The organism is Intrasporangium sp. Soil_C_50 (assembly GCF_057656595.1).
Genome location: NZ_JBDGKB010000001.1, coordinates 533,085 through 556,984, shown reverse-complemented (window position 1 = coordinate 556,984; position 23,900 = coordinate 533,085). Strand labels below are relative to the sequence as shown.

The window sequence follows — 23,900 nt, the reverse complement described above, 5'->3', positions numbered from 1 at the left end:
CCGGTGCGACCGGCGTCACGGGTGGTGAGCGTCACGCCCCTGGCGTGCCGAGTGAGCGTTTGCTCAGTGAGAGGATGGCGGGCAGTGCCGGAGCCACCTCCGGCAGTCCATCAGACCCGCTCCACCCGCTACGGAAGAGGACGTTCACCCATGAACATCGTCGTCTGTGTCAAGTACGTGCCGGACGCCCAGGCCGAGCGCACGTTCAACGCTTCCGACAACACGACCGACCGCGAGAACGTCGACGGCCTGCTCTCCGAGCTCGACGAGTACGCCGTCGAGGAGGCGCTCAAGATCGTCGAGGCCGGCGAGGGTGAGGTCACCGTCGTGACGATCGGCCCCGACGCGGCTGCGGACGCCATCAAGAAGGCGCTGCAGATGGGTGCCCACAAGGGCGTCCACGTCAACGACGCCGCGATCCACGGCTCCGACGCCGCCGCCACCTCGCTCGTGCTCGCCGAGGCGGTCAAGAAGCTCGGTGCCGACAGCCGCGTCGACCTCGTCGTCACCGGCATGGCCTCGACCGACGGCACGATGGGCGTCGTCCCGACGATGCTCGCCGAGCGACTCGGCCTGCCGGCGGTCACGTACGCCTCCGAGCTGACGGTCGAGGGCGACACGGTCTCGATCCGCCGCGACGGCGACGCCTCGACCCAGACGATCACCGCGACACTGCCGGCGCTGGTCTCGGTCACCGACCAGATCAACGAGCCGCGCTACCCCTCCTTCAAGGGGATCATGGCCGCGAAGAAGAAGCCGGTCGAGACGTGGTCGCTGGCCGACCTCGGCATCGACGCCGCGCAGGTCGGTCTCGACGCCGCCTGGACCGCGGTCGAGTCCTTCGCCGCCCGCCCGCCGCGCACGCAGGGCGAGATCGTCACCGACGAGGGTGACGGCGGCAGCAAGCTCGCCGCGTTCCTGTCCGAGCGCAAGTTCGTCTGACCCCACCAGCCAGAGAAGGGAACCCACGAACCATGGCTGAAGTCCTCGTTCTCGTCGACCACGTCGACGGCACGGTCCGCAAGACGACCTCCGAGCTGCTCACCATCGCCCGGCGCCTCGGCGAGCCCTCGGCCGTCTTCGTCGGCGCCGGTTTCGACGCCGCGAAGGAGACCCTCGCCAGGTACGGCGCGGCCAAGGTGTACCGCGTCGAGTCCGACGACGTCACGAGCCACCTCGTCGTGCCGCAGGCCGAGCTGCTCGCGCAGCTCGTCGGCTCCACCTCGCCCGCGGCCGTCCTCGTGCCGGCCTCCACGGAGGGCAAGGAGATCGCGGCGCGCGTCGCGATCAAGACCGAGTCCGGCCTCATCACCGACGCCGTCGACGTGCAGGCAGCGGGTGACGGTGTCGCCACGACGCAGTCGGTCTTCGCCGGCTCGTACACGGTCCAGGCGAAGGTCACCAAAGGCACGCCGATCATCGCCGTGAAGCCGAACTCGGCCACGCCGGAGGAGGCCCCCGCGGCCGCCGCCGACGAGGCCGTCGACTTCACGCCGTCCGAGGCCGCCAAGGGCGCGCGGATCACCGAGTCCAAGCCGAAGCAGGCCACCGGCCGTCCTGAGCTGACCGAGGCGGCGATCGTCGTGTCCGGCGGCCGCGGCACCGGCGGCGACTTCTCCAAGGTCGAGGACTTCGCCGACTCGCTCGGTGCGGCCGTCGGCGCGAGCCGTGCCGCCGTCGACGCCGGCTGGTACCCGCACACCAGCCAGGTCGGCCAGACCGGCAAGCAGGTCAGCCCGCAGCTCTACGTCGCGTGCGGCATCTCCGGGGCCATCCAGCACCGCGCCGGCATGCAGACGTCCAAGACGATCGTGGCCGTCAACAAGGACAACGAGGCGCCGATCTTCGAGCTCGTCGACTTCGGCGTGGTCGGTGACCTCTTCGCCGTCCTGCCGCAGGCCACGGACGCGATCAAGACCGCCAAGGGCTGAGCCCGCCCGGTCCGCGACAGCACGGCGAGGGCCCCCGACCGGATGGTCGGGGGCCCTCGCGGTGCCTCAGGCGACGGCCGTGCCCGTGGGATCGTCCCCGTCGTCGTCGTCGCGAGCCACGCGGGAGGTGGTCCGCGTCCAGCTCGACAGCCGCTCGCGGTTGGCGACGTAGCGGCGTCCGCCGGAGCCGAAGGACCACCACGGCCCCTGGAGCGCCTCGCAGGGCAGGCGCGTCAGCCGCTCGGACCCGCGCCGGAACTCCACGCGCCCGGCGCTCGACACCCGGCGCACGACGCGTCGCTCGACGGTCGTCGAGGAGAGCATGTTCAGCACGCGGAGCGCGTCCGGTCCGAGCTCGACCCGGGCCCGCCAGGCGCGCACCGCGAGCAGGAGCCCGGCCGCGAGGCACACGACGTACGCAGCCACCTCGGGCACGGCCGGCACGAAGCGGACGAGCAGCCGCGCGACGAAGTAGGCGATGACGGGGCAGGCGAGCGCGGTGACGGCACGGTGCGCGGTCGGGGCGCGCAGGGTGCTGCCCCCGGTGTCCTCGTGCCTGCGACCCATGCCGCCGATGATAGGCGGCGGACCGGTGGGTGCCCCGGATCCCGAGCGCGACGACCCCGCGGAGCCCTCCGGGGAGGAGGGTTCCGCGGGGCCGGCAGCGCCGGGGGTCACCGCGTGAGGGCTGCCACCGCCGCGACGACGTCGACGAGGCCGTGGCCCTTGTCGTAGGACGTCGTCCCGTTCGTGCCGGGCTCGTACGCGGCGCCGTCGGTGTACTTGTACGCCGACGACTCGAGCGCGGCCTCGATCTGGGCGGGCGTGGCTGCCGGGTCGGCCTGGAACAGCTGCGCGACGATGCCGGAGATGTGCGGCGTCGCCATCGACGTGCCGCTGATGGTGTTGTAGTCGCCGCCGTCGCGCGGGTCGCCGCCGGTGGTGCAGATCGGCAGGTAGATCCGGCACGACGACGTGATGCCCTCACCGGGCGCCGAGATGTCGGGGTAGCTCGACAGCTGCCCGCGCTTGCCGCGCGAGCTGAAGTCGCTCACGGGGCCGTTGCGGGTACCGGTGTCCTGGTCGTTGTACGAGGCGACGGACAGGATGCCGGGCGTCGGGTCCTGGCCGGGCGGGTTGGACAGGTTGGCCGAGCCGTCGCCGCCGTCGTTGCCGTTGGCCCAGACGCTGACGACGCCCTCCTTGACGAGCTCGCGCTGGAGCTTGACCGTGGCCGAGTTCGGGTCGAACTCGCCGCCACCGGACGGCCCATAGGAGTTGCTCGTCACCTTGATCGGCGGGCACGTGCTCGCAGCGACGCCGGCGCCGCACGGGGCGCCGTGGTTCTCCAGGACCCAGTTGAGGGCGGAGTCGGCGCCGACGATGAACAGGACCGCGCCGGTGCTGAGGCTGACGAGGCTGGCGCCCGGGGCCGCGCCGTGCATCCTCGTGCCGTCGGAGAGCGTGACGTCGCGACCGGCGACGATGCCGTTGACGTGCATGCCGTGGCCGCCGACCGAGAGCAGGTCGGTGTTCAGGCCGCCCGCGTCGACGGGCTGGCAGGGGAGCACCTCGAGCGGGTCGCAGACCATCTTGAGGTTCTTGACGACGGCCGAGCTGCCGTCGGGGTTGCGCAGGAACGGGTGGCTCGGGTCGACGCCGGAGTCGATGACGGCGACGCTGACGCCTGAGCCGTCGAGGGGCTTGCCGTTGGCGCCGGTCAGGGTGGCGCGCGCCTCCGAGCCGCGCGTCGCGGTGTTCGACGTGGACAGGAACAGCGTGATCGGCTCGTTGCCCTCGACGTAGGTGACGCCGGGCACGGCTCGTACGGCGGCGATCTGGGCCGGCAGGCCGGCTGCGACGACGACGCCGATCTTGTCGAAGCTCTCGCGGACCACGAGGCCCGATGCGGTGGCGGCCCGCCGTGCGGCGGCGACGTCGGTGCCGTGGACGAGGACGGTGGTCGGCTTGAGCGCGGACAGCGCCGACCACTGGCGGGCGAGCCAGGGCGACAGCGGCGCGAGGCCGGTCGAGCTGCTGGCGCGGGTGATGCCGTCGAGCGCCGGGGGCAGGCCGTCGGACGGTGCGGCCGCGCCCGCGGAGACGGCTCCGGTCAGTCCCGAGGCGGCGAGCGCGACGGTGCCGACGCCCACGGCGACGGCGGTGCGGAGGCGGGTTCTGGTCGTGCCGGACATGGTTCCCTCTCTGCCGGTGGCTGCCGCCGACACCGGCGACAGGGTGACCCGACAACGAGGCGCCGCCCGCACAGGTTACGCACGGTAGCCACGGGGCGGACGCTCCAGCGGCCCCGGCGCCCGGACCGGACGGCGCTGCGCCACGGCCTAGAATCGTGCGGTGACCGCGTACCTCGACCATGCCGCGACGACGCCGATGCTGCCCGCGGCGCTCGACGCGATGACCCGTCAGCTCGCGGTCGTCGGCAACCCGTCCTCGCTGCACCGCACCGGGCGCGAGGCGCGCCGGGCCGTCGAGGAGTCGCGCGAGAAGATCGCCCGCGCGCTCGGGGCCCGCCCCTCCGAGGTCGTCTTCACCTCGGGCGGCACCGAGTCGGACAACCTCGCGGTCAAGGGCACGTTCTGGGCCCGGCGCGACGCCGACCCGGCACGCGTCCGGCTCCTCGTCGGGGCCACGGAGCACCACGCCGTCCTCGACTGCGTCGACTTCCTCGTCGCGCACGAGGGCGCCAAAGTCACGTGGCTCGAGTGCTCACCCGAGGGCTTCGTCGAGCCGGCCACGGTGCGCCGCGCCATCGAGCAGGACCCGGGCTCGGTCGCCCTCGTGTCGGTCATGTGGGCCAACAACGAGGTCGGCACCGTCCAGGACGTGCAGGCCCTCGCCGCGGTCGCCCACGAGTTCGGTGTCCCGTTCCACACCGACGCCGTGCAGGCTGCCGGCCACGTGCCCGTCGACTTCGCCGCGAGCGGAGCCGACCTCATGTCGGTGACGGCGCACAAGCTCGGCGGCCCGATCGGCGTCGGTGCCCTCGTCGTGCGCCGCGACGCCACGCTCGTGCCGCTGACCCACGGCGGCGGCCAGGAGCGCCAGGTGCGCTCGGGCACGCTCGACGCCCCGGCGATCGTCGGGTTCGCCACCGCGCTGACCGCGGCGGTGGAGTCGATGGACGCCGAGTCCGCGCGGCTCGTCGCGCTCCGCGACGCCATCGTCGAGCGGGCCATGGAGGTGGCCCCAGACGTCCGGCCCACCGGCTTCTGGGAGCCCGGCGACTCGACGCGTCGGCTGCCGGGCAACGCCCACCTGCTCGTCGCCGGCTGTGACGGCGACTCCCTGCTCTACCTGCTCGACGCCGCCGGCGTCGCCTGCTCGACGGGCTCCGCCTGCCAGGCGGGTGTGCCGCAGCCGAGCCACGTGCTGCTCGCGATGGGCGTCAGCGAGTCCGACGCGCGCGGTGCGCTGCGCCTGACCCTCGGGCACACGTCGACCGAGGCCGACGTCGAGGCGTTCCTCGACGCGCTGCCCGCGGCACTCGAGCGGGCGCGGAGGGCGCGCGAGGTCACCTCGTGAGGGTCGTCGCGGCGATGAGCGGCGGCGTCGACTCGGCGGTCGCCGCCGCCCGGATGCTCGACGCCGGCCACGAGGTCGTCGGCGTCCACCTCGCGCTGAGCCAGAGCGCGGCGACCCTGCGCGAGTCGGCGCGTGGCTGCTGCACCATCGAGGACGCGGGTGATGCCCGACGCGTGGCCGACGTGCTCGGCATCCCCTTCTACGTGTGGGACATGGCGGAGCGGTTCAAGCGCGACGTCGTCGAGGACTTCCGCGCCGAGTACGCGGCCGGCCGCACCCCCAACCCGTGCCTGCGCTGCAACGAGCGGATCAAGTTCGCGGCCCTGCTCGACAAGGCGCTCGCGCTGGGGTTCGAGGCCGTCGCCACCGGGCACTACGCGCGCGTCGTCGAGGTGCCCGACGCGTCGGGCACCCGTGGCGCGGCGGGTGGCGTGCGCCGCGAGCTGCACCGGGCCGTCGACGCCGCCAAGGACCAGAGCTACGTGCTCGGCGTCCTCGACGCCGACCAGCTCGCCCGCTCGTTCTTCCCGCTCGGCGACACGACGAAGCCGGAGATCCGGGCCGAGGCCGCCGAGCGGGGCTTCTACGTCGCGAACAAGCCCGACAGCCATGACATCTGCTTCATCGCCGACGGCGACACCCGCGGCTGGCTGACCCGCGAGCTCGGCGAGGCCTCGGGCGAGATCGTGGACGCCGACGGCACCGTCGTCGGTGAGCACCGGGGCGCCTTCGCGTACACGGTCGGTCAGCGGCGGGGCCTCGCGCTGGGGCGCCCTGCGGCCGATGGGCAGCCGCGCTACGTCGTCGAGGTGCGCCCCGAGACCAACCAGGTGGTCGTCGGCACGGCCGACCTGCTCGGGGTCAACGCGATGACCGGGCAGCACGCGCGCTGGTGCGGTCCGGCGCCCGAGGGGGTCGTGCGCGTCGGGGCCCAGGTGCGGGCGCACGGCGAGGAGTACCCGGCGACGGCGTGGGCCGAGGGTGATCGCGTCGAGGTGCGCCTCGACGAGCGGATCCGCGGCGTCGCGCCCGGCCAGTCGGTCGTGCTCTTCGAGGGCACGCGCGTCGTCGGGTCGGCGACGATCGCCGCCTCCCGCCTCGAGCGCGACCCCGTGGCGTGACGCGCGGGCGGGCTCCGGTCGCGACCTGCGCGGCGGCGCGCGGCCGGCCCGGACTCGCCGCGGTCCTCGACCGGCACGAGATGGCGGTCTCGCTCTAGCCGGCCGAGCGGCTCCACGTGAGCACCCGCGCCGTCGGCTCGAAGCCGAGGCCGCGGTAGATGCGCTGGGGGCCCGGGTAGGCGGCGTCGCCGCGTGGCGTCACCTGTGCGACCCGACCACCGGCGTCGCGCAGCGCGTGCAGGGCCGCGAGGGTCACGGCTGCGGCCAGGCCACGACCGCGATGGTCCGGGAGGCAGCCGACCGGCTCGACGAGCCCGGCGCCGGTCGCCGGGTCGAGCCAGACGAGCGCCGAGGCGACCATGGTCCCTGACGCGTCGAGGACCACGAGGTCGAGGTCGCCGCGGTAGGGCCACGCCGCCATGAGCTGTCCGTAGGACGACGCGTCGACCTGCGAGGGGCCGAGATCGGACCACGCACCGACGTGGACGGCCGCCCGCTCGGCCACCTCGTCGCCCCGGACCGGGCGGAAGGTGTACCCGGGCACGGCGGGGACCGGCCGCAGCGCGTCGAGGTCGAGGACGTGGTGGATGAAGAACGGGGCGTCCGGCTGGGGCTGGAAACCCGCCTCGGCGAGCGCCGACTCGACCGCGGCGTCGCCCTCGACGGCCATCACCGACTGCTCGTCGGCGTCGCTCCACTCCTCGAACCACTCGAGCACCTCGACGGCCACCTCAGGGTGGGCCGGGTCGACCTGCAGCTCGAGCCAGTCGGGCGCCTCGGCCCAGCCGAACCCGACGGCGTGGCCGTCGTCGGCCCACACCGACACGGCCTCGGTCGCATCGAGCGCGAACGGGTCGACGGGCCGGTAGTAGCGGCTCCACGCCAGCTGACCGGGGTGGAACCGGCTCGTCGGCGTCCACGTGCGCGAGCACAGGTCCTGGATGGCGCGCAGGTCGCCGGGGCCGGAGAAGTCGCGTCGCATCACCGCGCCACGCTAGCGCGCTTCCTGACCGCCCCGAGGTGGCGGCGGCGCGTGAGCACCGCGCGGCCTCGGCGCGACCCGCGCGGGCCGGCGAGACGCGTCCGCCTAGGCTGGCGCGGTGACCCTCGCTTCCGGCATCGGCTCCTGGCCAGGCACTTCCGTGCGTGACGCGCTCGCCCAGGTCGGTGAGCTGCTCGAGGGCCAGCTGCCCTACCTGCCCGAGCTTCCGGCCCGCGGTCCGGGTGCCGACATGGTCGGGCGCACCGCCGGCCTGCTCGTCGAGCTGCCGGTCGACCTCCAGCCCGTCGGGTGGCGGCTCGTCGACCGGCCCGGACGCGACGCCGGGCGCACCGCTGCGCTGCTGCGCGAGGACCTCGACGAGCTCGCCGAGGCCTTCGACGGGCACACCGGTCCGCTCAAGGTGCAGGTCGTCGGCCCGTGGACCCTCGCCGCCTCGCTCTGGCTGCCACGCGGGGAGCGGGCCGTCGTCGACGAGGGTGCCTGCCGCGACCTCGTCGAGTCGCTCGCCGAGGGGATCCGCCAGCACGTCGGTGCGGTGCGCCGGCTCGTGCCCGGCGCCGAGGTCGTCGTGCAGGTCGACGAACCGTCGCTGCCCACCGTGCTGGCCGGCCGGCTGCCGACGGCCTCCGGCTTCGGGAGGCTGCCCTCGCTCGACCCGCAGGTCGCCGCGGGCGGCCTGCGCTCGGTCCTCGACGCCGCGGCCGAGGTCGCCGAGGGTCGCACCGTCGTGCACTGCTGTGCCGTGGACCCGCCCCTGCCGCTGCTGCGTGCCGCCGGCGCCACGGCGATCTCGCTCGACACGAGCCTGCTACGCCCCCGCGGCTGGGAGGGCGTTGCCGTCGCCGTCGAGGACGGGGTGACGCTGCACGCCGGGTCCGTGCCCACCGACGGATCCCGGTTGCGCGCCACCGACGTGGCCGACCACGTCGAGACCGCGTGGCGCCGCGTCGGGCTGCCCGTCACCGATCTCACGGGCGTCGTCGTCACCCCGGCCTGCGGTCTGGCCGCCACCACCCCGGACCTCGCCCGTCGCATCCAGCGCACCGCCGTCGACGCGTCCCGCGAGCTCGCCGAGCGGGCCGAGGACTGAGCGAAGGTCAGGCTGACGCGTCGGTCGAGCTGTCGCGTCGGCCGGGGTGACCCGTCGCGCACGAACCTGCACGGGAACGACCGAGGCCGACCACCCCGTGCGGGTGACCGGCCTCGAGCCGTGCTGGACTCAGCGGCGTCTCAGAGCGCCGAGCCCTGGGCCCACGCGCTCGGGCTGAGGTTCCAGTCGGCGTAGCCGTTGCCCATCGTCATCGGGCGGCTCGTGCCGGTCGTCTCGACGACGTCGCCGATGATCGTGTGGTCGTACATCCACTTGCCGTTGGCGTCACTCATGCCGGTGCAGCCGTGGCTGACGTTGCGGTGGCCCTGGTCGGCGACCGACCACGGGGCGGAGTGGAGGAACTCGCCGGAGTTCGTCACCCGCATCGCGTACTTGACCGGGGTGTCGGCGTAGTAGTTCGGGTCGTTCTTCTTCAGGCCGATCGTCTCGGCCTTCATGGTGATGTTCGTCTGCTTGTCCATGATGACCTTGACGCCCGAGCGGGTGATGAAGCCGGGGCGGCCGCCCGTGATCGGGATCCGCTTGGTCCACTTGCCGTTGATGTAGACGTCCATCTGGTCGGTCTTGAGGTTGACCTTGGCGACGAGGGCGCGCCCGATCGTGAAGTCGGACGTGCGCGACATCTGGCCGTACTTTCCGTTGCCGGCCGAGACGCCGTTGAGGTTCGCCTCGACGTGCACCTTGGTGCCCGCCTTCCAGTACGTCTTCGGACGCCAGTGCGCCTCGGTGGAGCTGAGCCAGTACCAGGAGCCCGCCTGCGACGGCTGGGTCGTGACCTTCATGTGCTTCTCGAACTCGGCCTTGTCCTTGACCGGCAGGTCGAACCGCACGACGACGGGCATGCCGATGCCGACCGTGCCGCCGTCACGCGGTGAGACCGCGACGTAGATCTGGTCGTCGAGCGTCAGGTTGGCGGTGCGGAAGGTGCGCGTCGCCTCGGACGTCTTGCCGTCGGCGTCCTTGCCCACGAGGGTGAGGGTGTACTTGACGCCCGGCTCGAGCAGGTCACCAGCGGTCCACGTGCCACCCTCGAGGGTGCCGTCGACGGCGACGCGGTTGCCCTTCTTGCTCGTGTAGGACAGCGACGCCTTGGTCAGGGTGCCCTTCTGGGCCGAGGCCTTGACGCGGGTGTCGACGGCGACGTCGGTGGCCTCGTCGGCGGGCGTCGTCGTGAACGCGACCGGCTCGGTGGTCGGGCTGGGGGCGGCGCTGCTCGTCTGGCCCGGCGCCGAGGTGCCGGACCCTCCCGGGTTCGCGGTGTCCGCGGTGCCGGCCGAGCTGCAGGCGGCCACACCGAGCAGGGTGAGGGCGGCCAGGCCCGAAACGACGACGGAACGGATGTTCGACTTCACGCGTGCTGTACCCCTCGAGAAAGTGCCGGAGTCCCCGGGGCGGAGCGGGGACGGCACGTCGGTAGTGACCCGTCATCAGTGTCGCCGAATCCGGGCAATACTCCAAAACGTACGGCGAGTCCAGCCGCCCGCGTGTCGCGACGGTGCGACGCCGGGTGCGGGTACCCGCTGGTAGTTCTGAGCCGGCTCCCGCGAGACCGCCCGGTCACGGTAGCGGAGCGGGCGCAACGACGCCTCCGGAGATGCGTCGGCACCCCTGGGCGCGCGTCGGCACGCGTCGGCACGCGTCGGCACGCGTCGGCACGCGTCGGCACGCGTCGGCACGCGGCGGCACGCGTCGGGACGCCTCGGGACGCGTCGGCACGCGCGGACGCCTGGCGGTGCCCGCGACCGTGGTCAGGCGTCGGTGCGGGGTCGCACCTCGCGTCGCAGGATCTTGCCGGTGGGGCCCTTGGGCAGTTCGGGCAGCAGCCAGAGCCGCCGCGGGTACTTGTAGGCGGCGAGGCGTTCCTTGACGTAGCCCTGGACGTCCTCGAGCGTCGCCGTCGCACCCGGCCGGAGCACGACGGCCGCGCCGATCTCCTCGCCCATGAGGTCGTCGGGCACGCCGACGACCGCCGCCTCCAGGACGTCCGGGTGCGTGTAGAGCACCTCCTCGACCTCCCGCGGGTACACGTTGAGGCCGCCGCGGATGATCATGTCCTTCTTGCGGTCGACGATCGTGAAGTAGCCCTCGTCGTCGACGGTCGCGAGGTCGCCCGAGCGGAACCAGCCGTCCGGGATGGCCTCCTGCGTGGCATCCGGGCGGTTCCAGTAGCCCTTCATGATGTTCTCGCCGCGGATCGCGATCTCGCCGATCTCGCCCGCCGGGGTGTCGTTGCCCTCGATGTCGACGAGCTTCATCTCGCAGCCGGGGATCGCGCGGCCGATGGTGCCCGGCTTCGTCGGCTTGTCGGGCATGTTGAACGACGCCACGGGCGAGGTCTCGGACAGGCCGTAGCCCTCGAGGATCTGGCAGTGGAACTTCTCCTCGAAGGCCTTCATGACGGCCTCGGGCATGGCCGAGCCGCCGGAGGCGCACGTGCGCAGGCTGCTCGTGTCGGCGTGGTCGGCCTCGGGGTGGTTGAGGATCGCGGCATACATCGTCGGGACGCCCTGGAAGATCGTCACGTGGTCGCGGCCGAGCACCTCGATGGCCTTGGCCGGGTCGAAACGGGGGATGAGCGTGAGCGTGCAGCCGCGCTGGACCGAGGTGTTGAGCCCGCACGTGAGGCCGAAGACGTGGAAGAGTGGCAGGCAGCCCATGATCACGTCGTCCTCGGTGATCTGCATGATGTCGGCGGCCGAGCGTTCGGCGTTGCGGTGCAGGTTGAAGTGGGTGAGCTCGGCTCCCTTGGGCTTGCCGGTCGTTCCGCTCGTGTAGAGGATGACGGCCGTGTCGTCGTCGGCGCGGTCGACGGCCTGGAGCACTGGCTCCGCGGCGGTCTCGGAGGCGTCGAACTGTCCGTCGGCCGGGCCCATCGGGCCACAGACGACCAGACGGGTGCCCGTCTCGGCGGCGGCCTTGCCGGCCTCGTCGGCGAAGTCGGGCCACACGAAGCTGAACCGGGCGCCGCTGTCCTCGTAGAAGTACTGGATCTCGCCCGACTTCAGGAGCGGGTTCATCGGCACGACGATGCCGCCGGCGAGGAGCGTGCCGTAGAAGACGACGGGGTAGGCCGGCACGTTGGGCAGGATGAGCGACACGCGGTCGCCGGGCTCGAGGCCCGCCGCGCGCAGCTGCCCGGCGACGGCCGCAGCAGCGCGGTGCAGGGCGCCCCACGTCACCTCGAGCTGGTCGAGCTTGATCCCGACCTTGTCGGGGACGCGCCCGGCGGTCGCGACGAGGTTGGCGGCGAGGTTGGTCATCGGTGCTCCTTTGCAGCGCTGGCGTGCGGCCATTGTTACCCGTCGGTCCGTTCGTGAACAGGGGTTCGTCGTCGGCTGTGGGCGGTCTCTCGCCCCCGTCCGCCGGACGGGCTCCGGTGGCGGTGCGCGGCGGGGCGATTCGCGGCGTGCCGTGGCCGCTGCGGTGTCCGACCCGGCTGGCAGGATGGGCGGGTGAGCGAGACCACCGGAAAGGCCGCCGGCGCGACGCCGGTCACCGACGACGTCCCCACCGCGGTCCACCAGGAGTGGGCCGAGCTCGCCGAACAGGCCTCAGCGGCTCAGTTCGCCTACCACGTCAAGGACGCGCCGACGATCAGCGACGGCGAGTACGACGCGATCATCCGGCGGCTCAACGCGATCGAGGAGCAGCACCCGTCGCTGCGCACGCCCGAAAGCCCTACGCAGAATGTCGGCGGGGCCTCGTTCGCGACCGGCTTCGAGACCGTCGACCACGTCGAGCGGATGCTCAGCCTCGACAACGCGTTCTCGTTCGAGGAGCTGCACACGTGGGCCGAGCGCGTCGAGCGCGAGGTCGGCAGCGGCGCCCACTACCTGACCGAGCTGAAGATCGACGGCCTCGCCATCAACCTGCTCTACGAGAAGGGCCGGCTCGTCCGGGCGCTGACCCGCGGCGACGGCCGCACGGGCGAGGACGTCACCAACAACGTGCGCACCATCGACGGCATCCCCGAGCGCCTCGCCGGCGACGACGTGCCCGAGCTCGTCGAGATCCGCGGTGAGGTCTTCTTCCCGACCGCGGCCTTCGCCGACCTCAACGCCTCGCTCGTGGAGGCCGGCAAGGCGCCGTTCGCCAACCCGCGCAACGCGGCGGCCGGCTCGCTGCGCCAGAAGGACCCGAAGGTCACGGCGACGCGTCCGCTGCGGATGCTCGTGCACGGCATCGGGGCGCGTCGGGGCTTCGACGTCGAGCGGCAGAGCGAGGCCTACGACCGTCTGCGCGGCTGGGGCCTGCCGACCTCCGACGAGGTGCGCGTGCTCGACGACATCGCGGCCGTGCAGAAGTTCGTCACCTACCACGGCGAGCACCGGCACGACCGCTCCCACGAGATCGACGGCATCGTCGTCAAGGTCGACGAGGTGCCGCTGCAGCGTCAGCTCGGGGCCACCTCGCGGGCGCCGCGCTGGGCCATCGCCTTCAAGTACCCGCCCGAGGAGGTCAACACCCGGCTCCTCGACATCCGGGTCAACGTCGGACGCACCGGGCGCGTCACGCCGTACGGCGTCATGCAGCCCGTCGTCGTCGCCGGCTCGACCGTCGAGCAGGCGACGCTGCACAACGCCTACGAGGTCGAGCGCAAGGGCGTCCTCATCGGTGACACCGTCGTGCTGCGCAAGGCCGGCGACGTCATCCCCGAGATCGTCGGGCCGGTCGTCGACCTGCGCGACGGATCCGAGCGGGCGTTCGTCATGCCGACGGAGTGCCCGTCGTGCGGCACCCCGCTCGCGCCCGAGAGGGAGGGCGACAAGGACATCCGCTGCCCCAACTCCCGGGCGTGCCCGAGCCAGCTGCGCGAGCGCGTCTTCGGCCTGGCCTCGCGCGGGGGTCTCGACATCGAGGCGCTCGGGTGGGAGGCCTCGATCGCCCTGACCGACCCGGAGTTCGACCGGCCCGACGAGGCCGACGCCGACGGCGTGCCGCGCTCGGAGCCCGTGCTGCCGGGGGAAGCGGGCCTGTTCGACCTGAGGCCCGAGGACCTGAGCGAGGTCACGGTGTGGCGTCGCCGCAAGGTCAAGGGTGTGCCCGGGCCGTGGCAGCAGGAGCTCTACTTCTTCACCAAGCCCACGGCCAAGACGCCCTCGAAGCCGCGCGCCAACACCGAGGTCCTCTTCGCCGAGCTCGAGAAGGCCAAGACGCAGCCGCTGTGGCGGGTGATCGTCGCCCTGTCGATCCGGCACGTCGGGCCCACGGCGGCGCGGGCGCTCGCGTCTCACTTCCGGTCGATGGACGCCGTCCGCGCGGCCTCGCGTGAGGAGCTCGCCGAGGTCGAGGGTGTGGGCGGCGTCATCGCCGACGCCGTCATCGACTGGTTCGGCGTCGACTGGCACCGCGAGATCGTCGACCGGTGGGCGGCCGCCGGGGTGCGGATGGAGGACGAGGTCGACGCGTCGGTCGAGCGCACGCTGGAGGGCAAGACGGTCGTGGTGACCGGCTCGCTCGACGGCTTCTCGCGCGACGAGACGAAAGAGGCCATCATCAGCCGCGGCGGCAAGGCGTCGGGCTCGGTGTCGAAGAAGACCGACTACGTCGTCATCGGGGCGAACGCCGGGACCAAGGCCGCCAAGGCCGAGGAGCTCGGGCTGACGATCCTCGACGAAGACGGCTTCCGCCGCCTCCTGGAGACCGGCTCGGCCGACTGACGCGCACACGGTCGTCGCGTGTCGAGGCGGCGCCTCCGGCCCGTGGACACCGCTTGGGTCGCCGCCGGCTGCGGCGGGTCAGGGGTTTGCGGTGGTGGTCTGGATCGACCAACAGCCTTGCCGGTCAACCGAATTCGCCTGTAGGTAAGTCTGGTCATTGACGCCCGAAAGGCGTAGAATCGAACGCATGTTCGACAAAGCGCTGCGTACGGCGAAGGGGCTCGAGTCCCTCGTCGATGCGTTGCGCGCCGTCGACGGCGGGGGCAGCGACTCCGACCGCGTCGACCAGCTCGCGGCGCTCGAGCGCGTCAAGGCCGCCGTGGCGGCCGCACAGGCGCGTGTGACGGTTGCCTTCGTCGAGTCTCAGGCAGAGGTCGCGCAGCAGTGGCGCGAGCGGGCCCGGGAGTGCTCCGCGGCAGGCGATTTCGAAGGATGGCGCGCCGCGCGCGACGAGGCGCGCCTCGCCTCGGTCTCCCCGAATGCCGCCGAGGACGGGGCGGCCGCCACGCGTCGGGCGCGGCGTGGCGTGCGGCGAGAGTCGCTCCGGAGCGTGGCCGGTCAGGTGGCTTTGGCGCGTCGGGAGTCGCCGGCGCGCGGCAGCCACCACGTCCGTCTCGCGCTGCGGCTGCTCCGCGAGATGCCGGAGACGTTCGCGGCGCTCGAGCGCGGTGACCTCAGCGAGTGGCGGGCCTGGATCGTCGCTCGCGAGACCGAGGGCCTCGACGAGGACCAGCGTCGTCAGGTCGACGCCGAGGTCGCGGGGCGGCTCGGCGACGAGCTCGGCTCACTCGGCGACCGTGAGCTCGCACGTCGTGTCCGGGCCGCTGCCTACGTGGTCGAGCCGGCCTCGGTGCTCGCGAGAAGCGCTCGGGCACAGGCTGATCGACGGGTCACGATCCGTCCTGCCCCCGACACCATGGCCTACGTGACGGCTCTGCAGCCCGTGGCCCAGGCCGTCGCCACCCACGCGGCGCTGACCGTAGCCGCCGGCTCGGCCCGCGCGGCCGGCGACGACCGGACCAAGGGGCAGGTCATGGCCGACGAGCTCGTGGTCCGGGTCACCGGGCAGGGGCGCGCCGAGGACGTCTCCGTGGAGGTGCAGCTCGTCATGACCGACCGCGCCCTGTTCTGGGGCGACGACGTGCCAGGGCGGCTGCCGGGGTACGGCGCGGTCCCGGCCGCGTGGGCGCGCCGCCTGCTGGCCGGCGACGCCGGTTCGGACCGGTTCGACCCGCGACCGGATGCGAGGCGGTCGCGGATCTGGCTGCGACGGCTCTACGCCGACCCGAGCGCCTCCGAGCTCGTCGCCATGGAATCCGCGCGCCGCACCTTCGACGGCGGCCTGCGCCGCTTCCTCGTCGCCCGCGACGGAGGCGTCTGCCGAACGCCGTGGTGCGACGCCCCGATCCGCCACCTCGACCACGTCGAGGACCATGCGTCGGGCGGCGCGACGAGCGCCGGCAACGGCCAGGGCCTCTGCGTCCGGTGCAACCACACCAAGCAGCTGCCGGGATGGAGAGCCGTCGCCGACCCGACCGCTGGTCAGCGCGCCGGACCCCACCGCGTCGTCACCACGACGCCGACCGGGCACAGGTACGAGTCGCTGGCGCCCCCGCTCGTCCCGGGTCATGTGCGCGACCTCTGCAGTCCTCTCGAGCGTCACCTCGAGGTCCTCCTCCTCGACGCCGCCTGACCCGAGTCCTGCGTACCTGCAAGGGTGGAGGCATGGAGTTCTTCTGCTACCACCGCGACCGCCACGGCTCGACGTCGCTCCGGGCGCGGATGGTGGAGCTGCACTGGTCGTACATGGACCGGTTCGCCGACACGATGATCGCCCGGGGTCCGACGTTCGCGCCCGACGGGACGCTCACCGGCAGCGTGCACATCCTCGACCTGCCTGACACCGCAGCGGCGCGGGCCTTCGCCTTCGAGGAGCCCGGATGGCAGGCGGGTGCCTATCGCGACGTGCTGCTGCGCCGCTGGCGCAACGCATCGGGCCGGACCATGTGGGAGTTCGACAGCGGGCGCCTCGACGATGCACCGGACGGTCCGAGATACCTCGTCCTCGGCTTCGCCGAGCCCTCGAACGCTGCGCCACCGATGGCGGACGGCGCCGAGGTCATCGTGGGCGGACCGCTGCTGTCCGACGACGGTTCCACCGCCGTGGGCGCGGCCGTACTGCTCGAGGCGCCCGACGCCGACCTGGCGCGGGCGGTCCTGGCCGACCCGGCGTTCGTCGCCGTCGAGGTCCACGCATGGAGGGCCGGCGGCCGCCCCTCGTGAGGCGGCAACCTGTGCCGGGGCCGACTGAACGTCCTCCCGGGCCGAGGGGGTCCCAGCACCGTCGAGGTGGGCCCAGCCGCATGTGTGCCCGACCCACAGAACCGGGCGAGGTGTGTGGGTGCCCACCGTCCTTTCGCTCTTCGGCCCTCCTAGGCTTTCCCGCAGCCTCCCCGGTCCCGACGCCGGGTCCGAAGTCCGGGAGGCGCCACCGTCGGCGACCGGCCGACAGCCGGCTCACCGCAGCGCGACGCACGAGGAGGTGCAGGTCTTGACGGGTACCCCGTTGCTCGAGACCAGGGCCCTGACCAAGGAGTTCCGAGGGTTCACGGCGGTCTCCGGCGTCGACCTCTCGGTCGCGCAGGGCACGGTCCACGCGCTCGTCGGGCCGAACGGCGCCGGCAAGACGACCCTGTTCAACCTGCTCACCGGCTTCCTCACCCCGACGTCCGGCACCGTCGTCTTCGACGGCCAGGACGTCACCGGCAAGGCCCCGGAGCAGATCGCACCGCTCGGCATCGCCCGCTCCTTCCAGATCACTAGCCTCTTCGAGCAGATGACGCTGCGTGAGCACCTCGAGCTCGCACTCGCCAGCCCGACCGGCCTGGGCAAGCAGTGGTGGCGCTCGGTCAAGCGGTTGGCCACCTTCGGCGACCGTGCGATGGACCTGCTCGAGCAGGTCGGCCTCGCCGACCGCGCCGGCGCTCCCGCCGCCTCGCTCGCCTACGGCCAGAAGCGCGCCCTCGAGCTCGCCATCGCCCTCGCCCTCGACCCCAAGCTGCTCCTGCTCGACGAGCCCACCGCCGGCATGGGCATCGAGGACGTCGACCGGACCATCGCGCTCGTCAAGACCCTCGCGGTCGGGCGCACCGTGGTGTTCGTCGACCACAACATGCACGTCGTCGGTTCCCTGGCCGACCGCGTCACGGTGCTCCAGGCGGGCCAGGTGCTCGCCGAGGGGCCCTACGACGAGGTCCGGGCCGACGAGCGCGTCATCTCGGCCTACCTCGGAGCGTCCCATGAGTGAGCCCGCCACGACCGACGCCGCCCGCGCGTCCGTCGCCACCACCGACCGCACCCACTCCTCCCGCGATGCCGCCGCGCACGTGCTCGATGTCGCCGGCCTCTCGGCCTGGTACGGCGAGGCCCGCGTCCTGCGCGAGGTCTCGGTCGGCGTCGGTGCCGGTGAGGTCGTCACCCTCGTCGGGCGCAACGGCGCCGGCAAGACGACGCTGCTGCGCTCGGTCATGGGGCTGCACCGGCACGTCGAGGGCACCGTCACCTTCGACGGTGCCGACGTGACGAAGCGCTCCGCCGACGCGCGGGCCAGGGCCGGCCTCGGTTGGGTGCCCGACGACCGCGGCATCTACGCGAGCCTCACCGTCGCCGAGAACCTCCTCCTGCCGCCCGTGGTCCACCCCGACGCATGGTCCCTCGAGAAGGTCTACGAGTTCTTCCCCGTCCTGCACGAACGGCGCGACTTCCCCGGCACGCGGCTGTCGGGTGGCGAGCAGCAGATGCTCGCCATGGCCCGGGTGCTGCGGATGGGGTCGCGCCTGCTGCTGCTCGACGAGCCGAGCGAGGGTCTGGCCCCCGTCATCGTCCAGCGCATCGGCGAGATCATCCGCGAGATCAAGGGCCAGGGCGTCGGTGTCCTCCTCGTCGAGCAGAACGTCAAGTTCGCCTCGACCGTCGCCGACCGGCACTACCTGCTCGCCCAGGGACAGGTCGTCGAGCACCTCGACAACGACGAGTTCCGCTCCCGCGAGAGCGAGCTGCTCACCCACCTCGGGATGTAACCCACGTTGGCCGCCCCCGGCCGGGCCGGCCGACGGCAGCGTCATCCGCATCACCCCGCGTCACCCCGGTTCCACCGGCGCACCCGCGCACCACCACGCACACGCACCACACACATCCGACACGACACATCCGACGTCACCCCAGGAGGGGACATGCGTAGCAGGAAGATCCACGCATCGCTGGCCGTGGCCGCCACGGCCTCGCTCGCGCTCGCCGCGTGCGGGCAGGGCGGCCCCCAGTCGGGCGGCTCGAGCAAGCTGACCGACGACAAGGTCGTCATCGGTCTGCTCAACGACCAGTCCGGCGTCTACAAGGACCTCTCCGGCCCCAACTCCAAGGTCGCCATCCAGATGGCCATCGACGACTACAAGGCCAAGTACGGCGACAAGGCCGTCGCCAAGGACATCGAGATCGTCACGGCCGACCACCAGAACAAGGCCGACGTCGCCAACTCGAAGGCCCAGGAGATGTACGACCGCCAGAAGGCCGACATCATCCTGGACGTGCCGAACTCCGCGGCCGCGCTCGCCGTCGCCACCCAGGCGAAGAACAAGAAGAAGCTCTACATCAACATCGGCGCCGGCACGACGAAGCTCACGGGCGAGAGCTGCAACAAGTACACGTTCCACTGGGCCTACAACACCGCGGCCCTCGCCCGCGGCACCGCCGCCACCATCACCAAGGCCGGCGGCACGTCGTGGAACATCGTGTACCCCGACTACGCCTTCGGCCAGGACATGAACAAGTCCTTCACCAAGGAGATCCAGGGCGCCGGCGGCACGGTCGGGCAGTCGATCGCCTCGCCGTTCCCGAGCGACAACTTCGCGACGTTCATCACCAAGGCCGGCGAGGGCAACCCGAAGGTCATCGGGTCGATGCACGCCGGTGGAGACCTCATCAACTTCGTCAAGCAGTTCAACCAGAGCCCCCTCAAGGGCAAGGTGCAGCTGGCCGTCGGCCTCATGTTCATCACCGACATCCACTCGCTCGGTGTCGACCAGTTCGCGGGCACGCAGTTCACCGACGCCTGGTACTGGAACTTCGACGCCCAGAACAAGAAGTGGGCCGACCGCTTCAAGGAGAAGACGAACACGCGTCCGTCCTTCGCCCACGCCGCGAACTACTCGGCCGCGATGAACTACCTCGAGGCGGTCCAGGAGGCCGGCACCGACGACGCCGACGCCGTGGTCGCCAAGCTCGAGGGCAAGAAGATCAACGACGTGTTCCTCCGCAACGGCGAGGTGCGCAAGGCCGACCACGCCGTCATCCACGACATGTACCTGGCGAAGGTCAAGAGCTCGGCGCCGGAGGAGTGGGACTACGAGGACATCGTCAAGACGATCCCCGCGGCCGAGGCCTACGGCCCCGCCAACCCCGACTGCAAGATGGGCTGACCGGGTTCCTGTGCCGTCCGGTGCGCACACTCGCGCGCCGGACGGCCACCCCGGTCGCCACGCCACACCCACCGTCCACCGAACGTCCCAGGTCCCTCGGGCCTGCGCGACGAACGCGAACGAGTCTGTGACATGAGCGAATTCATCCAGTACACCCTGCAAGGCCTCGCGGCGGGCGGCTTCTATGCCCTGTCGGCCCTCGGCCTCGCGGTGATCTTCGGCGTCCTCGGCGTCGTCAACTTCTCGCACGGCGCCTGCTACATGCTCGGAGCCGTCATCTCCGCGGTGCTCCTCGCCGAGCTGCACGTCGGGTTCTGGGTGGCGCTCGCCGTCGTCCCCGTGCTGATGTTCCTCTTCGGCGTCCTCATGGAGCGGCTCCTCGTGCGCTGGCTCCTCGCCCTCGACCCGCTCTACAACTTCCTGCTCACCTTCGGCCTGACGCTGATCCTCGTCGAGGCCGTCAAGCAGCGGTACGGCGTCTCGGGCCTTCCGTACGAGATCCCCGCGGGGCTCGGCGGCCAGGTGACGATCGGCAGCGTCAACCTGTCGGTCTACGCGATCTTCGCCTGCGTCTTCAGCGTCGTCGTGTGCGTGGCCGTCGGCCTGCTGCTGACGCGAACGCGCATCGGCATGATCGTGCGCGCGGCCACGGAGGATGCCGAGCGGACGCGTGCCCTCGGCATCAACGTCGGCCGTTTCGTCACGCCGGTGTTCGGCTTCGGCATCGCCCTCGCCGGGCTCGCCGGCGTCCTCGCGGCGCCGACGCGCGCCATCACCGCCGAGATGGGCAGCAACTTCATCATCATCCTGTTCGCCGTCGTCGTCATCGGCGGCCTCGGCTCGATCCTCGGCGCTGTCGTCGGCGGCTTCCTCGTGGGGCTCGTCGAGGCCTACGGCGTCGCCTACCGACCCGAGCTCGCCCAGATCGTCATCTTCGTCCTCATGGCGGTCGTCGTCCTCGTCCGGCCCTCGGGGCTCTTCGGACGGGAGGAGGTCGCATGAGCACCCAGCTGACCGGCAAGGTCGACGTCGACCTCGCCCAGCCCTCGATCCTGTCGCGCCGCAGCCCGGTCCGCTACGTGCTGCTCCTCGCGGGCCTCGCTGTCCTCGTCCTGCTGCCGTACTGGGTCTACCCGCCCGTCGCGATGGACATCCTCTGCTGGGGCCTCTTCGCGATCAGCGTCGACCTGCTCCTCGGCTTCACCGGCCTGCTCAGCTTCGGGCACGCCGCGTTCTGGGGCGGATCGGCCTACTGCACCGGCCTCATCGCGATCCACTGGGGCGTGCCGTTCCCCGTCGCCGTCATCGGGGGAGCGGTGTTCTCGATGCTCATCGCCTGGCCGATCGGGTACCTGTCGGTGCGCCGCACCGGCATCTACTTCGCGATGGTGACGCTCGCCTTCGCGCAGATGCTCTACTTCATCGCCAACCAGGCGCGCTCGCTCACCGGCGGTGAGAACGGCCTGCAGGGCATCCCGCGGAACTTCTTCGGCATCGAGCTGGTCGAGACCGACTCGTTCTACTTCTACTACGCGGGCGCCGCGATGATCGTCGTCGGCCTGCTCCTGGCCTGGCGAGTCGTCAACTCCCCGTTCGGACGCGTCCTGACGGCCGTGCGCGACAACCCGGCGCGGGCGCGAGCCCTCGGCTACGACGTCGAGGTCTACAAGATCAAGGCGTTCGTCATCTCGGCCGGCCTCGCAGGCCTCGCCGGCGGCGTCTTCGCGATCAGCCACCAGTTCGCCTCGCTCCAGGAGCTGATGTGGACGACGTCGGGCAAGGTCGTGCTCATCACCGTCCTGGGCGGCATCGGCACGCTCTGGGGAGGCCTCGTCGGGGCCGCGATCGTCGTCGTCCTCGAGGACTACCTCGCGAGCTCGGGCTTCGAGGGGATCGGCCTCATCACCGGCACGATCTTCGTCGTCATCGTCCTGCTCTTCCGCCACGGCGTGTGGGGCACGGCGCGCAACCTCGTGCGCACCTACGTCCTCGACCGGCGCCGCGCCCGCCGGGACTGAGCTTCTCCGCCGGGCCTCCGCGGAGGCCCGGCGGCGCTCGTCAGCGTCCGTCAGCGTCGGCGTCGGTGCCGGTCAGGCGTCGAGCAGGCCGCGCAGGGTGCGGCGGACGACCTCCGGGAACACCTGCTCGGGGTCGGTCGGCCCCTCGGGACGCAGGGCAGCCAGCCGGGGGTGCCCACCCCGGGCCACGACGCGGCCGACGTAGGCGGCCTGCCTCTGGGCGCGCGCGGGGTCGGTGCCGTAGCCGGTGCGAGCGAAGGCGCCGAGGAGTGCGTTGGTCACCGCGAACGCCACGAGCTTCTCGCTGTCCGGGGCGGGGTGGTCGGCGAGCGCGGCCAGCCAGCGTTCGGTCAGGGCCAGCCCGTGGGGTCCCGGGACCGGGGGCGCGACGATGTCACCGAGCCACGGGTGGCGCCGGTGGATCGCGAGCCCCTGCTCCGCGAGCTGGGCGAGGTCGTCGAGCCAGCCGCCCGTCGACGGTTGCAGGTCGTACTCTCCCGCGACGCGGTCGACCATGAGGTCGACGAGCTCGTCACGACCGGTGACATGGCGGTAGAGCGACCCAGCGGCAGTGCCCAGGGACGAGGCGACGCTGCGCATCGTGACGGCCGCGAGACCGTGCTCGTCCCCGATGCGTACGGCCGCGTCGGTGATGGCGGCCCGGGTGTGCCGCGCCGGGCGCCCGACGGCGGACTGCTCCGGACGCAACCAGATGACGTCGTCGTCCACGGCACCGACTCTCATCGGTGGCGCTGCGCCGCGCCGTCGAGCTCGCGGAGCCACTCGCGAAGCGGCGCGCTGCCGTCCTCATCGGCGAGGGCACGGGCGACGCGTGCCGCGCCGTCGCGCAGGTCGGTGGAGGAGGCGGCCTCGTAGACCCGCGCGGCGAGGGCCTGCGAGGTCAGGCGCTTCATCGGCACCAGTGCGGTGCCGGCGGACAGGGCGCCCAGACGACGCGCCCAGAACGGCTGGTCGGTGTGCATCGGCACCGGCACCGACGCGACGCCTGCTCGCAGCGCCGCCGACGTGACGCCGGCGCCCGCCTGGTGCACGACCGCCGCGGCCTGCGGCAGCAGCCACTCGTGGGGCACGTCGCCGGCGTGGGCCACGCGGTCGGTCCCGAGCTCGGCGGCAAGGCGCCCGGCGACGCCTGCGAGCGCGTCGCCCTGCAGGATGACGCGGTGCCGTCCCGGCCGGAAGGCGGCCTCGACCTGCGCCGCCGTGCCGGTACCGGGCGGCAGGCTGCCGAGGGTGACCACGACCGGAGCAGGGCCGGCGTCGAGGAACGCCGCCAGGGCGGCCGGTGGCTGCCAGTCGGCGGGGGCGGGGTACCACCAGAAGCCGTCGAGCACGAGGCGCTCCGACCAGTCGTCGGGGCGAGGGAGGACCGCCGGGCTGACGCCGTGGTGCACGGGCAGCCCGTCGCGGCGGCGCCGGCGCTGGGCGGCAGCCCGGCTCTCGGGCGGGAGGCCCACCTCCGACCGCACCCGGGCGCAGGCCGGGTCGTACGGCGTCCGGACCCGCTCGGCCAGACGGCCGGCCAGGCGGTTGCCCAGCCTGCCGAGGTCGCGAGCGCTGGCGATCATCGGTGGGTAGGCGCCGCTCGGCTCGGCGGGCTGGAGCAGAGCGGCCGCGGACGGCACCCCGAGGTGCTCGGCGATGTCGTGGCCGTAGGGGGAGATCGCGTTGGTGAGCACGACGTCGAACGGTCGGTCGGGGTCGAGGGCCGCGAGAGCCGACGTCGCCGACGCGTCCATGTAGCGACGCAGCGCGTCGAGGTAGGCACGCACGCCCGACTCGTCGCCCGGGGGAGTCATGGACGCATCGATCGGCACGTGGGTGCACCCGACCTCGGTGACGAGCGAGGCGTGCTCGGCACCGGCCACGACCGTGACCTCGTGCCCGTCGCTGACGAACGCCCGGCCGAGGCCGGCGGCGGGGGCGACGTCGCCCCGGGTGCCGGGGGCGAGCGAGAGGATCCTCATGGCGACTCCTTTGCGAACAGTGTTAGCAAAGGAAGCGTAGCGCGGCGCCCCGCC

20 protein-coding genes are annotated in these 23,900 nt (G+C 72.4%); 13 read left to right on the top strand and 7 right to left on the bottom strand.

Translation table 11 applies throughout. The features are described from left to right. Positions 1 to 150: 150 nt before the first annotated feature. Positions 151 to 942, top strand: coding sequence for an electron transfer flavoprotein subunit beta/FixA family protein (locus tag AC3A5R_RS02655; protein ID WP_487619223.1), 792 nt, complete (start codon positions 151 to 153; stop codon positions 940 to 942). A 32-nt stretch (positions 943 to 974) separates the two neighbouring features. Further along, on the top strand, positions 975 to 1,931 hold the full coding sequence (locus AC3A5R_RS02650; RefSeq protein WP_487619222.1) for an electron transfer flavoprotein subunit alpha/FixB family protein: 957 nt from the start codon (positions 975 to 977) through the stop codon (positions 1,929 to 1,931). Between the two features lie 66 nt (positions 1,932 to 1,997). Here AC3A5R_RS02650 and AC3A5R_RS02645 read toward each other — a convergent pair whose 3' ends face one another. Next, a complete protein-coding gene (locus AC3A5R_RS02645) occupies positions 1,998 to 2,498 on the bottom strand; it encodes a hypothetical protein (RefSeq protein ID WP_487619221.1) in 501 nt (166 codons plus the stop codon). 107 nt (positions 2,499 to 2,605) lie between these two features. Next, positions 2,606 to 4,126: a S8 family peptidase gene (locus tag AC3A5R_RS02640; protein ID WP_487619220.1), complete on the bottom strand. Its 1,521-nt coding sequence runs from the start codon at positions 4,124 to 4,126 to the stop codon at positions 2,606 to 2,608. 160 nt (positions 4,127 to 4,286) lie between these two features. Between AC3A5R_RS02640 and AC3A5R_RS02635 the strand changes: the two genes are divergently transcribed. Then, entirely contained in the window at positions 4,287 to 5,474 is a 1,188-nt protein-coding gene (locus AC3A5R_RS02635) for a cysteine desulfurase family protein (protein WP_487619219.1), read from the top strand. Beyond that, a complete protein-coding gene (mnmA, locus tag AC3A5R_RS02630) occupies positions 5,471 to 6,595 on the top strand; it encodes a tRNA 2-thiouridine(34) synthase MnmA (RefSeq protein ID WP_487619218.1) in 1,125 nt (374 codons plus the stop codon). The genes AC3A5R_RS02635 and mnmA overlap by 4 nt, the downstream gene beginning before the upstream one ends. A gap of 94 nt (positions 6,596 to 6,689) precedes the next feature. On the opposite strand, the gene AC3A5R_RS02625 is transcribed toward mnmA, so the two are convergent. Continuing rightward, a complete protein-coding gene (locus tag AC3A5R_RS02625; protein WP_487620109.1) occupies positions 6,690 to 7,577 on the bottom strand; it encodes a GNAT family N-acetyltransferase in 888 nt (295 codons plus the stop codon). Between the two features lie 118 nt (positions 7,578 to 7,695). Between AC3A5R_RS02625 and AC3A5R_RS02620 the strand changes: the two genes are divergently transcribed. Continuing rightward, the gene (locus tag AC3A5R_RS02620; RefSeq protein ID WP_487619217.1) at positions 7,696 to 8,688 is read left to right on the top strand and encodes a uroporphyrinogen decarboxylase/cobalamine-independent methonine synthase family protein; all 993 of its coding nucleotides are present in this window, start codon (positions 7,696 to 7,698) and stop codon (positions 8,686 to 8,688) included. Positions 8,689 to 8,828: 140 nt separating this feature from the next. On the opposite strand, the gene AC3A5R_RS02615 is transcribed toward AC3A5R_RS02620, so the two are convergent. Together AC3A5R_RS02615 and AC3A5R_RS02610 are read right to left on the bottom strand one after the other, a co-directional pair. Then, positions 8,829 to 10,061: a L,D-transpeptidase gene (locus tag AC3A5R_RS02615; protein WP_487619216.1), complete on the bottom strand. Its 1,233-nt coding sequence runs from the start codon at positions 10,059 to 10,061 to the stop codon at positions 8,829 to 8,831. Between the two features lie 396 nt (positions 10,062 to 10,457). Further along, the gene (locus tag AC3A5R_RS02610) at positions 10,458 to 11,969 is read right to left on the bottom strand and encodes a long-chain-fatty-acid--CoA ligase (protein WP_487619215.1); all 1,512 of its coding nucleotides are present in this window, start codon (positions 11,967 to 11,969) and stop codon (positions 10,458 to 10,460) included. A 192-nt stretch (positions 11,970 to 12,161) separates the two neighbouring features. Between AC3A5R_RS02610 and ligA the strand changes: the two genes are divergently transcribed. From ligA to AC3A5R_RS02570, 8 genes are all read left to right on the top strand, one after another. Beyond that, complete coding sequence (ligA, locus tag AC3A5R_RS02605; protein WP_487619214.1) at positions 12,162 to 14,369, top strand: NAD-dependent DNA ligase LigA; 2,208 nt, start codon at positions 12,162 to 12,164, stop codon at positions 14,367 to 14,369. A gap of 187 nt (positions 14,370 to 14,556) precedes the next feature. Next, positions 14,557 to 16,062, top strand: coding sequence for an HNH endonuclease (locus AC3A5R_RS02600; protein ID WP_487619213.1), 1,506 nt, complete (start codon positions 14,557 to 14,559; stop codon positions 16,060 to 16,062). Positions 16,063 to 16,094: 32 nt separating this feature from the next. Next, positions 16,095 to 16,652 (top strand): YciI family protein, encoded by a 558-nt coding sequence (locus AC3A5R_RS02595; RefSeq protein ID WP_487619212.1) that lies wholly within the window; start codon positions 16,095 to 16,097, stop codon positions 16,650 to 16,652. A gap of 268 nt (positions 16,653 to 16,920) precedes the next feature. After that, a complete protein-coding gene (locus AC3A5R_RS02590) occupies positions 16,921 to 17,676 on the top strand; it encodes an ABC transporter ATP-binding protein (RefSeq protein WP_487619211.1) in 756 nt (251 codons plus the stop codon). Then, the gene (locus tag AC3A5R_RS02585; protein ID WP_487619210.1) at positions 17,669 to 18,448 is read left to right on the top strand and encodes an ABC transporter ATP-binding protein; all 780 of its coding nucleotides are present in this window, start codon (positions 17,669 to 17,671) and stop codon (positions 18,446 to 18,448) included. The genes AC3A5R_RS02590 and AC3A5R_RS02585 overlap by 8 nt, the downstream gene beginning before the upstream one ends. A gap of 153 nt (positions 18,449 to 18,601) precedes the next feature. Next, complete coding sequence (locus AC3A5R_RS02580) at positions 18,602 to 19,843, top strand: ABC transporter substrate-binding protein (RefSeq protein WP_487619209.1); 1,242 nt, start codon at positions 18,602 to 18,604, stop codon at positions 19,841 to 19,843. A 132-nt stretch (positions 19,844 to 19,975) separates the two neighbouring features. After that, the gene (locus tag AC3A5R_RS02575) at positions 19,976 to 20,845 is read left to right on the top strand and encodes a branched-chain amino acid ABC transporter permease (protein WP_487619208.1); all 870 of its coding nucleotides are present in this window, start codon (positions 19,976 to 19,978) and stop codon (positions 20,843 to 20,845) included. Continuing rightward, positions 20,842 to 21,861, top strand: a complete 1,020-nt coding sequence (locus tag AC3A5R_RS02570) for a branched-chain amino acid ABC transporter permease (RefSeq protein WP_487619207.1) — start codon at positions 20,842 to 20,844, stop codon at positions 21,859 to 21,861. Before AC3A5R_RS02575 ends, AC3A5R_RS02570 begins: the two co-directional genes overlap by 4 nt. A 72-nt stretch (positions 21,862 to 21,933) precedes the next feature. Here the strand turns inward: AC3A5R_RS02570 and AC3A5R_RS02565 are convergent, their stop codons facing one another. Beyond that, on the bottom strand, positions 21,934 to 22,590 hold the full coding sequence (locus tag AC3A5R_RS02565; RefSeq protein WP_487619206.1) for a TetR family transcriptional regulator: 657 nt from the start codon (positions 22,588 to 22,590) through the stop codon (positions 21,934 to 21,936). 11 nt (positions 22,591 to 22,601) lie between these two features. After that, positions 22,602 to 23,846, bottom strand: coding sequence for a glycosyltransferase (locus AC3A5R_RS02560; protein WP_487619205.1), 1,245 nt, complete (start codon positions 23,844 to 23,846; stop codon positions 22,602 to 22,604). Between the last annotated feature and the right edge of the window lie 54 nt (positions 23,847 to 23,900).

Bases quoted from the DNA above. Each gene is read 5' to 3' on its own strand.
- AC3A5R_RS02655 (WP_487619223.1), top strand. From the start codon at position 151: ATGAACATCGTCGTCTGTGTCAAGTACGTGCCGGACGCCCAGGCCGAG.
- AC3A5R_RS02650 (WP_487619222.1), top strand. From the start codon at position 975: ATGGCTGAAGTCCTCGTTCTCGTCGACCACGTCGACGGCACGGTCCGC.
- AC3A5R_RS02645 (WP_487619221.1), bottom strand. From the start codon at position 2,498: ATGGGTCGCAGGCACGAGGACACCGGGGGCAGCACCCTGCGCGCCCCG.
- AC3A5R_RS02640 (WP_487619220.1), bottom strand. From the start codon at position 4,126: ATGTCCGGCACGACCAGAACCCGCCTCCGCACCGCCGTCGCCGTGGGC.
- AC3A5R_RS02625 (WP_487620109.1), bottom strand. From the start codon at position 7,577: ATGCGACGCGACTTCTCCGGCCCCGGCGACCTGCGCGCCATCCAGGAC.
- AC3A5R_RS02610 (WP_487619215.1), bottom strand. From the start codon at position 11,969: ATGACCAACCTCGCCGCCAACCTCGTCGCGACCGCCGGGCGCGTCCCC.
- AC3A5R_RS02600 (WP_487619213.1), top strand. From the start codon at position 14,557: ATGTTCGACAAAGCGCTGCGTACGGCGAAGGGGCTCGAGTCCCTCGTC.
- AC3A5R_RS02595 (WP_487619212.1), top strand. From the start codon at position 16,095: ATGGAGTTCTTCTGCTACCACCGCGACCGCCACGGCTCGACGTCGCTC.
- AC3A5R_RS02585 (WP_487619210.1), top strand. From the start codon at position 17,669: ATGAGTGAGCCCGCCACGACCGACGCCGCCCGCGCGTCCGTCGCCACC.
- AC3A5R_RS02580 (WP_487619209.1), top strand. From the start codon at position 18,602: ATGCGTAGCAGGAAGATCCACGCATCGCTGGCCGTGGCCGCCACGGCC.
- AC3A5R_RS02575 (WP_487619208.1), top strand. From the start codon at position 19,976: ATGAGCGAATTCATCCAGTACACCCTGCAAGGCCTCGCGGCGGGCGGC.
- AC3A5R_RS02570 (WP_487619207.1), top strand. From the start codon at position 20,842: ATGAGCACCCAGCTGACCGGCAAGGTCGACGTCGACCTCGCCCAGCCC.
- AC3A5R_RS02560 (WP_487619205.1), bottom strand. From the start codon at position 23,846: ATGAGGATCCTCTCGCTCGCCCCCGGCACCCGGGGCGACGTCGCCCCC.